The following is a 13,776-nucleotide window of genomic DNA, read 5'->3' as shown; positions in this document are numbered from 1 at the left end:
CGCCCTACGCGCCCTCGCCAACCGTCTCGTCGGCATCCTCCACGGCTGCCTCAAACACCAAACCCACTACGACGAACACACCGCCTGGGCACACCGCCACGAACTCGCCGCTTGACACCTACGACCCGTGGGATGTCTAGGCCGACGTCGACCGTTCACACCGTCGTTGGATCAGCCCGCGGATGCGTCGGCTCGAGGATTCGGGCCATCGGGCGGGCCATGGCCCTCAACGCCGCTCGGTCGCGTCGGCGCAACGCCCATACAGCGAGTGCGAACCGCACGGCCTGGGTCGCGAGCGGTGTCCGGTGTTTGTCGAACCAACGAACGCGCGACTCCATCAACAAGAAGTCGGTGCCGGACTCGACCTGTTCGGCCGACGCACCACCGATGTGGGCGACGGCCACCTGCGGGTCGTAGACGATCTGCCCACCCGCGTCGGCCACCCGCGCGCAATAGTCGACCTCCTCGGCATAGAGGAAGAAGCGTTCGTCGAGCCCTCCGAGTTCGCGGAATCGCTCGAGTCCGGTTGCGAAACATGCGCCGGAGACGACGTCGACGGTCATCTCGGCGTCGGTCGTCGATGCACCGTCGTCATCATCGGGGTCGAGCGAATCCACGAGCCGGTGGAGCCCACCGGCCACCACGAACTGATCCCGCACCGTTGGGCGCTTTCGAACAGATCGGGTCGTCGTGCCCCGCTCGTCGGTGATCCTCGGCGCGGCGATCGCCGCGCCCCGGCGCACGCAGGCAGCAAGCCGCCGAAGGCCTTCGGCGGTGGCCACGGCATCGGGGTTGAGGAGGACGAGTACGTCGCCGGTCGCGTGCTCGGCTCCCGCATTCACGCCGGTGGCAAAGCCGCAATTGCCGCCCGTTGTGAGCAGGGTGGCGTGGGGCGCGACGCCTCGGGCGACGGCGAGCGTGTCGTCGGCACTGTCGTTGTCGACCACGATGAGTTCGAGATCGGGTTGTCCGGCGAGGGGCTGGAGACAATCGACGATCGTGCTCGCGCTGTTCCAGGTCACGACGACGACGGAGACGGAATCGAAGGGCATGTCGGAGTCAGGCTAGAGGGGTTCGGTTGCAGGCGAGTGGTTGCCGGTCGACGCGAACTGTCGGTTCGAGTTGCATGGCGGTGGTCTCGGTGGATAGCTTGTGCATGGTTTCACGAGCGGGCAACGGCGCCCCTCGGCCATGCTGTCCCGACAGCGACGAGGATCCGATGGAACGGAACGCGCAGCGCGAATTCCAGGAAGCCCTGTGGCGGTCCAGTGGTGGCTTCGACCTCGTCCTCGGCCCGGTCATCTTGTCGCTCGGCGGTCTGTGGCTCGATCGCCGCTTCGACACCGCGCCGATCTTCATGATCCTCCTGCTCGTGCTGGGCGCGATCGGCGCCGGCGCGAAGGTCTACTACGAGTGGAAGCACGGCATGGCGGTGGCCACCGCCGAGCGCGACCGACTCCTCGCCGAAGCCGCCAGCCTGCGCAAGGCGGCCGCGAGCGGACCGCCGGCCGGAGAGGCAGTCAGATGAGCTTTCCCACCACGACGCAGCCCAATGTGCTCGCGCAGCGCATGGAGGGTCCGTCGCCGGCTGTCGCGGTCGCCAAGGACCTCGCCCGCCGCGGCGTGATGATCGCGCCGGCATCGATCGTCCTCGGTGCGGTCTTCTGGGGCACGGATGGGGCACTGTCGGTGGCCCTGGGCCTCGGCATCGTCGTCGTCAACTTCCTCCTCGCGGCCGCGATGCTCGGCTACGCCGCTCGCATCTCCCTGGCGTTGATGGCCGGGGCCGCATTGTTCGGCTTTCTCATTCGCCTCGGGCTCATCACCATCGCAGTGCTGCTCGTGCGCAACGAACCATGGGTCGAACTCGTCCCTCTCGGAATCTCTCTGATCATTTCTCACCTCGGATTGCTGTTTTGGGAGATGCGTTTCGTGTCGGCGTCGCTAGCCTTCCCCGGGCTTAAGCCGCCGCCGAACGAACGACGCATCATCCAGGAGCCTGAGATGAACCCCGTCGAGCAACAGGAGCAATTGTGATTTTCGGAGCCGTGGAGTTCCCACCGATCGAGAACGTGATCGAGTGGCCGGCGTTCTTGTTCGAGGATTCCGAGTATTTCGCCTTCAGCAAGATCGGGTTCATCTACTTCCTCGGCATGGCGCTTCCGACCATCCTCTTTCTCCTCGCCAATCGTGGCGACGCCTTGGTGCCCCGAGGCTTCCGCACCGCGGCCGAAGGCATCGTGGAGTTCATCGACAGCCAGATCATCCAGGCGGCCATCGGCCCCGACGGTCGTCGCTACATGCCGCTGCTCACCTCCCTGTTCCTCTTCATCTTCATCGGCAACATCACCGAGGTCGTCCCGTTCTTCCAGATGCCGGGCAACGCCCGCATGGCCGGCCCGCTCGTGCTCGCCCTCATCGTCTACGTCATGTGGATCTCGGTCGGCATCAAGCACAACGGCCTCGGGTACATCAAGGACGTCCTCGTGCCGCCGGGTGTGCCGAAGCCGCTGTACCTACTGGTCACACCGATCGAGTTCCTCTCGAACTTCCTCATCCGGCCCTTCAGTCACGCAGTGCGTCTGTTCGCCAACATGCTCGCCGGCCACATCCTGCTCGTGACCTTCACCGTGCTGTGCATCTCGGTGTTCTCCGCCTCGGCGCTGATCCTCGTGCAACTCGGTACGTTCCCCGGACTGCTGGCCTTCACCGCCTTCGAGGTCGGCGTGTCGCTGATCCAGGCCTTCGTCTTCACCATCCTCACCGCCGTCTACATCGGCATGGCGCTGCACCCGGCCCACTAGATCCCAGATCCCCAGTTTCAATCCCAGTCTTCTAACCAACACAATCCAGGAGAGCACCCAATGAGCACCCTGAGCCAGCTTGCTGCGCTTGCCGCCGAGGCTGATGCCGTGGCCCAGACGCCCGACGACATCAAGAACGCCAGCGCCGCCTCCGGCGCCGGCTACGCCTACGGCCTCGCTGCCATCGGCCCGGGCATCGGCATCGGCTACCTCGTCGGTCAGGCCGTCCAGGCCATGGCCCGTCAGCCCGAGTCCGCCGGTCAGGTCCAGACCACCATGTTCCTCGGCATCGCCTTCACCGAGGCCCTCGCCCTCATCGGCTTCGTGGTCTTCATCCTGCTGAAGTTCGTCTGAGGTACCCGCTGTGAATTTGATGTTGGTCCTAGCCGCAGAGAGCACGGAGGACCCGCCGAACCCGGTGATCCCCGAGGTCAACGAGATCGTCTGGGCCGTCATCTTCTTCGTCGCGCTGTGGCTTCTCATGAGGTACGTGCTCCTTCCCCCGATCACTCGGGCGATGGAAACACGCGCCAACACCATCCAGGGTGATCGCGATGCCGCCGACGCGGCCACCGCATCCTTGGGCTCCACGCGGCGCGACTACGAGGCCTCCCTCGTCGACGCCCGCAACGAGGCCAACGAGATCATCGCTGCTGCCCGAACTGCTGCCGACCAACGCCGTGCCGCGCTGCAGGCGGAAGCCGACGCCGAGATCGCCGTCCTGCGCCGCAATGCGCAGGACGAGATCGAACAGGCCCGCGCCGCTGCGCTCTCCGGCATGCGGGGCGACGTCGCCACGCTGGCCGTGGGTGCTGCCGGCGCCGTGCTGGGTCGCAATCTCGACGCCGGTGCGCAGCAGTCCGTCATCGACCAGGCCCTCGCGGCCGAGTGATCGGAGCCGAAATGATCGGAATCCTTGCCGCCGAAGGCCCGAACGGGTACTTCATCCCGAGCGACATCAACGAGCTCTACTGGGGTTCGCTCTCCTTCGGCATCATCTTCGTCATCTTCCTCTGGAAGGGTGTGCCCGCCATCTCCAAGGCCATGAAGGCGCGCACCGCCGGCATCGAAGCGGAACTGGCCGGTGCCGCTGCGCAGAAGTCGGCCGCCGAAGCCGAGCTGGCCACGCTCTCCGGCGAACTCGGCGATGCCGACGCCGAAGCGGCGAGGATCATCGCCGATGCACGCGACCAGGCCACCAAGCTCGAAGCGGATCTCCTGGCCCGCGCCGAGGCCGACGTGGTCGACTCCAAGGAGCGTTCGCGCATCGAGATCCAGGCCCAACGCGATCAGGCACTCGCCGACCTTCGGGCCGCGGTGGCCGAGCAGGCTCGCGTCGCGGCCGATGCCGTGGTTCGCCAGAATCTCGGCGATGCCGCCACACAGTCCGCACTGATCGACGACTACATCAGCCAGCTCGCCCGCTGAGCGCGGTCCGGCCCCACCAGTTACTCCGAGGAACGAACACATGAGCGACACCATCGACGGATACGCAGAAGCACTGCTCGCCGTCGTGCGCGCCGAGGGTGCCACCGGAGCGGACGACGAGATCTTCCGCTTCGCCCAGGCCCTCGAAGGCAACGACGAGCTCCGCAACACGCTGTCCGACCCCTACGTGCCGGCCGAGAAGCGTCAGCAGATCGTGGAGGACCTGCTCCAGGGCAAGGCATCGCACGTCGCTCGGGCCGCGGTGTCGCTCGTGGTCGGTGCCGGTCGCGCCGCCGAGCTTCCGGCCATCGCCCGGGCGCTCGTGGCCAAGGGTGCGGCCGCCAGCGGCAAGGAGATCGCCGAGGTTCGCACCGCGGTGGCGCTCACCGACGAGCAGAAGGCCCGCCTCGCCTCGTCGCTGAAGACCGCTACCGGCAAAGACGTCGAGATCAAGGTCACCATCGATCCCGCCGTGCTCGGCGGCGTGGTGACCACCATCGGCGACACCGTCATCGACGGCAGTGTCCGTCGCCGCCTCGCCCAGGTGAAGACTCACCTCGGCTGATTGAGAAGAACGCAGAGAGAAGAGACAGATGGCTGATCTACAGATCAACACCGACGAGATCACGGCGGCGCTCACGGCGAACCTGCAAGGGTTCTCCCCCTCGGTCGAGCAGACCACCGTGGGCCGCGTGCTCGAGGTCGGCGACGGCATCGCCCGCGTGTCGGGCCTGCCCGACGCCGCGGTGAACGAGATGCTCCGCTTCGAGAACGGGCTCATCGGGCTCGCCCTCAACCTCGACGAGGACTCGATCGGCGCCGTGGTGCTGGGCGACGTCGAAGGCATCGAGGAAGGCCAGACCGTGGTCGCCACGGGCGAGATCCTCTCCGTGCCGGTCGGCGACGGCCTGCTCGGCCGTGTGGTCAACCCGTTGGGCGAGCCCATCGACGGCAAGGGCGCACTCACCAACGTGCAGCCCCGCCGCATGGAGATCCAGGCCCCCGGCATCCTCGGTCGCAAGCCCGTGCACGAGCCGATGCAGACCGGCATCAAGTCGATCGATTCGCTCATCCCCGTCGGCCGTGGCCAGCGAGAGCTGATCATCGGCGATCGCAAGACGGGCAAGACCACCATTGCGCTCGACACGATCCTGAACCAGAAGGGTCTGGGCGTGAAGTGCATCTATGTGGCGATCGGCCAGAAGGCCTCCACCGTCGCGCAGAACGTCGCCACGCTCGAAGAGCTCGGCGCCATGGAGTACACCACCGTCGTGGTCGCGCCCGCCTCCGACCCGGCCCCGTTCAAGTACCTGGCTCCCTACGGCGGTTGCGCCATGGGTCAGCACTGGATGGAGAACGGCGAGCACTCACTCATTGTCTATGACGACCTCTCGAAGCAGGCTGAGGCCTATCGCCAGGTGTCGCTGCTGCTGCGCCGCCCGCCGGGGCGCGAAGCGTTCCCCGGTGACGTGTTCTACCTCCACAGCCGCCTGCTCGAGCGGGCCGCCAAGCTCTCTGACGAGCTCGGGGCCGGCTCGCTCACCGCGCTGCCGATCATCGAGACGAAGGCCGGCGACGTGTCCGCCTTCATCCCGACCAACGTGATCTCGATCACCGACGGCCAGATCTTCCTGCAGGACGACCTCTTCAAGTCCGGTATCCGTCCGGCCGTCGACGTCGGCATCTCGGTGTCACGCGTGGGTTCGGCCGCGCAGGTCAAGGCCATGAAGACCGCCACGGGCACGCTCAAGGGCGACCTCCAGCAGTTCCGTGAGCTCGAGGCCTTCGCCGCCTTCGGCTCCGACCTCGACGCCGTGTCCAAGTCCCAGCTCGAGCGTGGCTATCGCCTCACCGAGTTGCTCAAGCAGGGCGTGAACTCGCCCTACCCGGTCGAGGATCAGGTCGTGTCGATCTTTGCCGGCACGCGCGGCTATCTCGACTCGCTGCCCGTGGACGACGTGCTGCGCTTCGAGGCCGGCTTGCTCGACTGGTTCCGCACCCGTCACAGCGACGTGATGGCCACGATCCGCAACGAGGGCAAGATCCCCGATGAGGACGCCTTCGAGGCCGCCATCCGGGACTTCGCCGCCCAGTTCACCCCTTCGGTGGTCGACGGCGAGGAGCCCGAAGCACACGAGCAGGGCGCAGCCCATTCGACCATGGTCGACAGCGACGTCACCCTGCCCGAAGAAGACATCACTCGAGACGAGGGCTGAGGTAACGCAGCGTGCCCGGTGGCAAGGAGCGCGAGCTCAAACGACGGATCGGCAGTATCCAGACGACGAAGCAGATCACGCGCGCCATGGAACTGATCGCCGCGACCCGCGTGGTCAAGGCCATGAACCGAGCCGATGCGGCGCGCCCCTACGCCCGTCAGATCACCTCGGTGATCGAGAACCTCGCGGCCGGCGGCGCCGAGGCCAACCACCCGCTCCTACGAGAGGTCGACGAGGTCAAGAACGTCGGCTTCATCGTGATGGCCGGCGACCGTGGACTCGCCGGTGCCTACAACACCAATCCGATCCGTGCGTGTGAGCGCCAGATCGAGGCGCACAAGCTCGAGGGGAAGGGCTACTCCCTGTTCTGCGTGGGCAAGAAGTCCAACGCCTACTTCCGTTTCCGCAACTATCGCGTCGACCACAGCTACCAGGGTTTCAGCGACAGTCCCGCCTACGAGGACGCTCGGCGTATCGCCGAGGATGTCGCCGATGCGTTCATCAGCGGCGAGATCGACGAAGTCGAACTCATCTACACCGAGTTCATCTCGATGGGTACCCAGAAGGTGTCGGTTCGCCGATTCCTGCCGCTCGGGAACACCGAGACGATGGCCGCGGCCGGCAGCGGCGACGCGGCCGCCGCCTTCGAATTCGAGCCGTCGCCCGAGGCGGTGCTCGAAGCCCTGCTTCCCCGCTATATCGAAGCCCGCCTCTTCGGTGCCCTGCTCGATGCGGCCGCATCCGAGCACGCCAACCGACAGCGGGCGATGAAATCCGCCACCGACAACGCCGAGGAACTCATCACCAAGCTCTCGCGTGAGATGAACACCGCCCGCCAGGCGGCGATCACCACCGAGATCATGGAGATCGTCAGCGGCGCCGAGGCGCTCGGCGCCGGCGAATCCAGCGACGGTGCGGCGGCCGCCCTCCTCGAGCTCTACAACCCGATGGCAGCTGCCGCTGCCGGCAACACCAACCCCTCTCCGCAGTCCTGATCAGGAGCACCACACCGAAATGACCGTCACCGAGAACGATCTGAAGAGCGGCCGAATCGTCGGCATCGCCGGCCCCGTGGTCGACGTCGAGTTCCCCGCCGGGCACCTTCCCGAGATCAACACCCAGCTGGAGTTCGACGTCACCGTCGCCGGCGAGACCACCCGTGTCGCTGCGGAGGTAGCCCAACAGATCGGCGATCATCGCATCCGCGCGATCTCCATGAAGCCGACCGATGGCCTCACCCGTGGCGCCCCGGTGGACAACACCGGTCACGGCGTGCAGGCCCCTGTCGGCGACGAGACGCTGGGCCACATCTGGAACGTGATGGGCGACTGCCTCGACGTTCCCGGCCACACCACGGAGGAACGCTGGGACATCCATCGCTCCGCTCCCACCTTCGATTCCCTCGAGCCGTCGGCCAAGATGTTCGAGACCGGCGTGAAGGTCATCGACCTGCTGACCCCCTACAAGGAGGGTGGCAAGATCGGTCTGTTCGGTGGTGCCGGCGTGGGCAAGACCGTGCTCATCACCGAGATGATCACCCGTGTGGCCTCCAACCACGGTGGCGTGTCGGTGTTCGCCGGCGTCGGCGAGCGCACCCGTGAGGGCACCGACCTCTTTATCGAGATGGGCGAGACCGTCATGGGCGACGGCGTCACCACCGTGCTCGACAAGGCCGCGCTGGTGTTCGGACAGATGGACGAGCCGCCGGGAGTCCGCCTTCGCGTCGCTCTCTCGGGTGTGACGATGGCCGAGTACTTCCGTGACGTGCAGAACCAGGACGTGTTGCTCTTCATCGACAACATCTTCCGTTTCGTGCAGGCCGGTTCCGAGGTATCGACCCTTCTGGGTCGTATGCCGTCGGCGGTGGGCTACCAGCCCACGCTCGCCGACGAGATGGGCGAGCTCCAGGAGCGCATCACCTCCACCCGCGGCAAGTCGATCACCTCGCTGCAGGCCGTGTACGTGCCGGCCGATGACTACACCGATCCCGCCCCGTTCACCTCGTTCACCCACTTCGACGGCACCACCGAGCTCTCTCGTGACATCGCCGCCAAGGGCATCTACCCCGCCGTGGATCCGCTGGCATCGTCGTCGACGATCCTCGACCCGCTGGTCGTGGGTGACCGTCACTATCGCACCGCTCGCCGAGTGCAGGAAGTGCTCCAGCGCTACAAGGAGCTCCAGGACATCATCGCCATTCTCGGCCTCGATGAACTCTCCGAGGAAGACCGGGTCACGGTGAACCGGGCCCGCAAGGTCGAGAAGTTCCTCTCGCAGCCGATGTTCGTGGCCAAGCAGTTCACCGGCCAGGACGGCATCTTCACGCCGATCGAAGAGACCATCGAGTCCTTCGAAGCGGTCATCAACGGCGATCTGGACCACCTGCCCGAGCAGGCGTTCCAGATGGTCGGCGGCGCCGAAGATGCCGAACGCAAGGCCGCAGAGCTGCAGGCCGACGCCTGATGTTCACCGTCGAGGTCGTCTCTCCTGAATCGGTGTCCTACACCGGCGAAGCCGAGATGGTCATCGCGCGCACCGTCGACGGTGGCGACATCGCCTTCCAGACGGGTCACGTGCCCTTCATCGGCAACCTCGCCGTGTGGTCCGTCGACGTCATCAAGGCGAACGGAGAACGCGACACCTTCGCCGTACACCGTGGCTTCGTGCAGGTCAGCGGCGACCAGGTGACCATTCTCTCCGACGTGTCCGAGGCGATCGAAGAGATCGATGTTCGTCGTGCCGAGGCGGCTCGCGACCGGGCGGAAGCAGCGCTGCGCGCCGATGCGAACGACGCCGCTGCGGCCGCCGCGTTGGGCCGGGCAGAGCTTCGCCTCAGGGTCGCCGCCGCAACGACCTGATTCGTCGGACCTTTCCGCGCACCCGGCGGACCTGCCGGCGAACGGGCTGCATGGTGGTGTTGCCCTCGTGGAAGCTGAAGTCGCCGGTACAGAGCACGGCCTTGTTCGCCGTCCGGGCGATCTCCCGAGCCTGTCTCGGATTCGACTCGATGAAGAGAATCGCGTCGCAGCCTCGATAGACCGATGCCTTGAACGCCGCGTGTGCGTTGGCGGCGCGACGTGCCGCGGCATCGGGTAGATCGAGCATGTGCAGGGCGTCGTAGACCACGCCATGGTGGGCGAGCCATTCCTCGGTCTCGGCTCGGTACTTCTCGAGCCGTGAGGTGACCAGGGCCTGTACCGGTTGGCCCGGAAGCATGTGAGGTACCGCCGACCGCAGGAACGTCCGATAGTTCGGGCCGTCGTCGTTCTGCTCGGGTGTCGGATCGAGACACAGCACGCCGTCGATGTCGAGGCACGATCGTTCCAGCACACTGTGGCTCATCAGGTTCCAGGAGAACACACGAGGCGGTGAGACGACCTCACACGCGATGTCGACCATCGTCGTCGCCGACGGCACGACGAAGGCGGCGCCGTAGAGGAGTTCCCCGGCGATCGACGATGCCTCGATTCGCCGACGGGTGGTCTCGAGCGCCGAACCCGAGAACACGCTGTCGTCGAAGACGAGGATGCGGCGGGCGGTGTCGATGACCTCGGGGCCGGTCTTCGAATGCAACCGAGCACCGGTGCTCAGCACCCGCCCTTCGAGGAAACCGTCGAGGTCGGCGAGCGGTACGCCGAGATGCAGCGCGACGAGGTTGGCCGCGAGCAGACCGGAGCGGGGGATGCCGACCACGAGATCGATCTCCTCGTGGAACATGTGGAGCGAGCGCAGGATGACCCGGTCGAGGTCACCCACGTCACGAAAGCTGACCCGGGGGACGCCGCGAGTCACTCGATCACCAGGTCGGCCAGGCCGGGCTCGGCCGGTGGGTACGCCATGTCGAGCCCTTCGAGCGTCTCGACGATGATCTCGCTGACCAGCAGGGTACGGAACCACTTGCGGTCGGCCGGAATCACGTACCACGGAGCATGGTCGGTGCTCGTTCGTTCGAGCATGACGCGAAACGCCTCCTGGTAGTCGTCCCATCGTTCGCGTTCGGCCAGGTCACCGGAATCGAACTTCCAGTGCTTGTTCGGTTCGTCGAGGCGGGACTGGAGGCGCTCCTTCTGCTCGTCCTTCGAGATGTGGAGGAACAGCTTGATGATCGTGGTGCCCTCGTCGGCCAGGAGCTGTTCGAAGGCGTTGATGTGGTCATAGCGCCGTGACCAGCGCTTCTCGGGCACGATGTCGTGGACGCGGACGACGAGCACGTCCTCGTAGTGCGACCGGTTGAAGATCGTGATGTCCCCGGACTTCGGTGTGTGCCGGTGCACTCGCCAGAGGTAGTCGTGGCCCAGTTCTTCCTCGGTGGGTCGCTTGAACGACGCCACCTTGACGCCCTGGGGATTCACCTTGTCGAACACGTGGCGGATCGTGCCGTCCTTCCCGCCGGTGTCGGTGGCCTGGATCACCACCAGCACCTTGTGCTTGCCCTCGGCGTACAACAGCTCCTGGAGCTCCTCGAGCCGATCGTTCAGTTCGTCGGTTCGTGATTCTGCGTCATCCCGGCTGTGCTCGCCGCTCTCGTCGGTTTTCCAGTCGTCGAGGTCGACGGCCGAGCCGGGGACGACGCGGTACTTTGAGAGGTCCATCTGTAGAGCATGCTTGATCTTGCGGCCGAATGTGCCGACAGGGCATTGGAGTCCAAGCCGAACAGGGGAGGTGTGTGGGTGTCCCCCGCCGAGAACGAAGCTCGCGCAACGGAAGTTGCGCTGACCAATGAATTCCGGGCTGCGATCGTTGACGCCCGTGAACGCATCGGCGCCATCCTCGAGCCGGCATGCCCGACGCCGGCATTTCTCGCCGCCCTCCGCGAGGAGGTCCGGCGAGCTGTCGACGACCCGGAATCGGTGCCCTATCCCGAGCTCGCCGACCCGGAGGCGTACTGGGAAGCGACCGTGAAGCCGCAGAGTCGATCCCTGCGTGACCGTATCGCCGCCATCCTCGAGTGGTTGGAGCAACGGGTGATCACCACCATGGAGGTGGCGGAATCCGACCTCAAGTCGCTCGTCGACACCGCCGCGGCCTCTTCGGACATCAATCGAGAAGCGGTCCGCTCTGCTCTCGCGCAGGACATCGAGGCACGATGTCTCGAACTCCATCACCAGATGGCCGAGGTGCTCGATGTGCTCCCGTCGACCGATGGCCTCGTCGAGGCCCGCAACGCGGCCGACGACGCCATTCGGGCCCATGCCGGCGCCGACGTCGAGGGTCTCGAGACGGCCTACCTCCGAGAGGCCGGGGGTGACGAGGCCCACCAGCAGTTCGCTGCGCAACAATGGTCGGAGACATTCGCCGATCGGGTCGCCCATCGCCAGTCGATGCTCGCTGCCCAGGCGCCCTGGCGGCACCAGGAGTTCGCCCTGATCGGCTACGAGCGAGCCCGGGCCGAGGTCGAACGACTCGTGCAGGACGCCACGGTTCGCCTCCAGAGCCCCCTGCGGGAGGTGCAGCCCTTGCTGCTCGAACGCTATGACGCGGCGGTCAACGCGAGGGCGTGATCAGCCGTAGTTGATCGAGCTGAACTCGGCGAGCTTGTCGATCTGATGATGGGCTTCCACCTTGCGGACGGTGCCCGACCGCGAGCGCATGACGAGTGAGTCGGTGTGGCAACCCTGGTTGTCGAACCGGACACCCTTGAGCAGGTCGCCGTCGGTGATGCCGGTCGCGGCGAAGAAGCAATCGTCGCTGCGGACGAGGTCGTCGACCCGGAGCACCTGACTGAGGTCGTAGCCGGCCTCGACCGCCTCGGTGCGTTCACGTTCGTTGCGCGGCCACAGACGGCCGAGCTGTTCGCCGCCCATGCACTTCAGGGCCGCCGCGGTGATGACACCCTCGGGGGTGCCGCCGATACCGAACAGGATGTCGGCGCCGGAGCCTTTCCACGCCGTGGAGATCGCACCGGCGACGTCGCCGTCGGGGATGAGGCGGATGCGGGCGCCGGCCTCGCGCACCTCGGCGATGATCTCCTCGTGTCGGCCTCGGTCGAGGATGACCGCGGTCAGGTCGCGTACCGACTCGCGCTTGGCTTCGGCCACGGCGTGGAGGTTCTCGGTGATCGACATGTCCATGCTGATCACCCCGGCGGCCTCGGGGCCGACCGCGATCTTCTCCATGTAGACGCACGGGCCCGGGTCGAACATGGTGCCGCGGGGCGCCACGGCGATGACGGCGATCGCGTTGCCGCGGCCGAGGGCAGTGAGTGTCGTGCCATCGATCGGGTCCACCGCGATGTCGGTGAGCGGAGGCGAGCCGTCGCCGATCTGCTCGCCGTTGAAGAGCATCGGCGCCTCGTCCTTCTCACCCTCACCGATCACGACCAGTCCGTCCATCGGGATGGTGCCGAGTACGACACGCATCGCGTCGACGGCGGCGCCGTCGGCGCCTTCCTTGTCGCCGCGGCCCATCCAGCGGGAGGCGGCCATGGCGGCCGCTTCGGTCACCCGGACCAGATCGAGCGCGAGGTTGCGGTCCGGAACTTCCTGATTCGTCATGGTCAGCAACGGTACATGGCCCAGCGACGTGCGAGGATGTCGGCCGTGGCTTTCCGAAACCGATCCCGGAACAGAGACGTCGAGCCGATCCCGGAGGGCGATGACGCGGCCGACGGATCAGCAGAGCTGGCCGACGACGACAGTGGCGAATGGCTCGCCTACGAGCTCCACGAGTGGGCGTCGGAGTCGCGCTCGATGCTGGCCCAACTCCTCCTGGCCGATGGCGTCACCCACTCCTGGCAGGGCACGACGCTGCTCGCCCACGAGAGCGTCGAGGAGCAGGTCGACGCGTTGCTCGAAGAGGTGGAGCAGGCCGAACAGCGCGAGCTCGACCCCGACGAGGCACAGGTCGCGTTCGAGATGGAGGGGTGGTCGGGTGAGCTCCAGGCTGCGCTGGCCGAACGGCTGGGCAGTGTCGGCGTGCCCCACGAGTTCGACACCGACGGCGACCTCGTGTGTCACGAGGCCGACGAGGAACAGGTCGAACTGGTCATCGACGAACTGCTCACCCGGGCCGGGGACGAGGGGCTCGAGGAACTCGCCGGCCTCGAGGCCAATGATCTCCTCAGCGCGTTGTTCGGGGCGACCGACCGTCTCCGCAAGGACGTCCACGACGCCAGGGGCGTCCTCGGCGTACTCGAGCACGGGCGCCGGCTCCAGTCGTCGGCGACACCATTCGGGTTCACCGCCACGACCTGGACCGCGTTGCGCGATGCCGCAGCCGAACTGTGCGACCTGATCGAGTCGGAGGACTCGATCGACGGCGACATCAGCGACCTGGCGCTCCGGTTGCGCGACGACCTCCAGCGTCTGATCTGACCCTGATCCCGCAGG

Annotated in this window: 17 protein-coding genes; 13 read left to right on the top strand and 4 right to left on the bottom strand. The window is 66.4% G+C overall.

Features of this window, described 5'->3' with window-relative positions; translation table 11 throughout:
• Positions 1-155: 155 nt before the first annotated feature.
• Positions 156-1,052, bottom strand: coding sequence for a glycosyltransferase family 2 protein (locus RIB98_06260; GenBank protein MEQ8840565.1), 897 nt, complete (start codon positions 1,050-1,052; stop codon positions 156-158).
• Between the two features lie 167 nt (positions 1,053-1,219).
• Between RIB98_06260 and RIB98_06255 the strand changes: the two genes are divergently transcribed.
• The 11 genes from RIB98_06255 to atpC all read left to right on the top strand — a co-directional run bounded on the left by RIB98_06255 (position 1,220) and on the right by atpC (position 9,306).
• Entirely contained in the window at positions 1,220-1,528 is a 309-nt protein-coding gene (locus RIB98_06255; GenBank protein ID MEQ8840564.1) for an AtpZ/AtpI family protein, read from the top strand.
• Positions 1,525-2,037 (top strand): ATP synthase subunit I, encoded by a 513-nt coding sequence (locus tag RIB98_06250; protein ID MEQ8840563.1) that lies wholly within the window; start codon positions 1,525-1,527, stop codon positions 2,035-2,037. The genes RIB98_06255 and RIB98_06250 overlap by 4 nt, the downstream gene beginning before the upstream one ends.
• Positions 2,038-2,048: 11 nt before the next feature.
• Complete coding sequence (atpB, locus tag RIB98_06245; GenBank protein MEQ8840562.1) at positions 2,049-2,804, top strand: F0F1 ATP synthase subunit A; 756 nt, start codon at positions 2,049-2,051, stop codon at positions 2,802-2,804.
• Between the two features lie 129 nt (positions 2,805-2,933).
• Positions 2,934-3,158: an ATP synthase F0 subunit C gene (gene atpE / locus RIB98_06240; GenBank protein MEQ8840561.1), complete on the top strand. Its 225-nt coding sequence runs from the start codon at positions 2,934-2,936 to the stop codon at positions 3,156-3,158.
• 19 nt (positions 3,159-3,177) lie between these two features.
• Positions 3,178-3,696 (top strand): F0F1 ATP synthase subunit B, encoded by a 519-nt coding sequence (gene atpF / locus RIB98_06235; protein ID MEQ8840560.1) that lies wholly within the window; start codon positions 3,178-3,180, stop codon positions 3,694-3,696.
• Between the two features lie 11 nt (positions 3,697-3,707).
• Positions 3,708-4,232 (top strand): hypothetical protein, encoded by a 525-nt coding sequence (locus tag RIB98_06230; protein ID MEQ8840559.1) that lies wholly within the window; start codon positions 3,708-3,710, stop codon positions 4,230-4,232.
• A 40-nt stretch (positions 4,233-4,272) separates the two neighbouring features.
• Entirely contained in the window at positions 4,273-4,797 is a 525-nt protein-coding gene (gene atpH / locus RIB98_06225) for an ATP synthase F1 subunit delta (protein MEQ8840558.1), read from the top strand.
• A 28-nt stretch (positions 4,798-4,825) separates the two neighbouring features.
• Positions 4,826-6,448: a F0F1 ATP synthase subunit alpha gene (gene atpA / locus RIB98_06220; protein ID MEQ8840557.1), complete on the top strand. Its 1,623-nt coding sequence runs from the start codon at positions 4,826-4,828 to the stop codon at positions 6,446-6,448.
• Positions 6,449-6,459: 11 nt separating this feature from the next.
• Entirely contained in the window at positions 6,460-7,443 is a 984-nt protein-coding gene (locus tag RIB98_06215; protein ID MEQ8840556.1) for a F0F1 ATP synthase subunit gamma, read from the top strand.
• A 19-nt stretch (positions 7,444-7,462) separates the two neighbouring features.
• A complete protein-coding gene (gene atpD / locus RIB98_06210; protein ID MEQ8840555.1) occupies positions 7,463-8,911 on the top strand; it encodes a F0F1 ATP synthase subunit beta in 1,449 nt (482 codons plus the stop codon).
• Complete coding sequence (gene atpC, locus RIB98_06205) at positions 8,911-9,306, top strand: ATP synthase F1 subunit epsilon (protein MEQ8840554.1); 396 nt, start codon at positions 8,911-8,913, stop codon at positions 9,304-9,306. Before atpD ends, atpC begins: the two co-directional genes overlap by 1 nt.
• Here the strand turns inward: atpC and RIB98_06200 are convergent.
• Together RIB98_06200 and RIB98_06195 are read right to left on the bottom strand one after the other, a co-directional pair.
• Positions 9,281-10,204 (bottom strand): phosphoribosyltransferase family protein, encoded by a 924-nt coding sequence (locus RIB98_06200; GenBank protein MEQ8840553.1) that lies wholly within the window; start codon positions 10,202-10,204, stop codon positions 9,281-9,283. The two genes, atpC and RIB98_06200, sit on opposite strands and share 26 nt — an antisense overlap.
• Before the next feature lie 32 nt (positions 10,205-10,236).
• Entirely contained in the window at positions 10,237-11,040 is an 804-nt protein-coding gene (locus RIB98_06195) for a polyphosphate kinase 2 family protein (GenBank protein ID MEQ8840552.1), read from the bottom strand.
• A gap of 78 nt (positions 11,041-11,118) precedes the next feature.
• Here RIB98_06195 and RIB98_06190 point away from each other — a divergent pair, with 78 nt between their 5' ends.
• Entirely contained in the window at positions 11,119-11,949 is an 831-nt protein-coding gene (locus tag RIB98_06190) for a hypothetical protein (protein ID MEQ8840551.1), read from the top strand.
• Here the strand turns inward: RIB98_06190 and glpX are convergent, their stop codons facing one another.
• Positions 11,950-12,942: a class II fructose-bisphosphatase gene (glpX, locus tag RIB98_06185; protein MEQ8840550.1), complete on the bottom strand. Its 993-nt coding sequence runs from the start codon at positions 12,940-12,942 to the stop codon at positions 11,950-11,952.
• A gap of 45 nt (positions 12,943-12,987) precedes the next feature.
• On the opposite strand from glpX, the gene RIB98_06180 reads away from it, so the two are divergent.
• Positions 12,988-13,761: a hypothetical protein gene (locus RIB98_06180; protein ID MEQ8840549.1), complete on the top strand. Its 774-nt coding sequence runs from the start codon at positions 12,988-12,990 to the stop codon at positions 13,759-13,761.
• The last annotated feature ends 15 nt before the right edge of the window (positions 13,762-13,776 follow it).

It is taken from the genome of Acidimicrobiales bacterium (assembly GCA_040219515.1).
Classification (GTDB): domain Bacteria; phylum Actinomycetota; class Acidimicrobiia; order Acidimicrobiales; family Aldehydirespiratoraceae; genus JAJRXC01.
The sequence above is the reverse complement of the archived record's forward strand: the minus strand, read 5'-3'. Positions and strand labels throughout refer to the sequence as shown.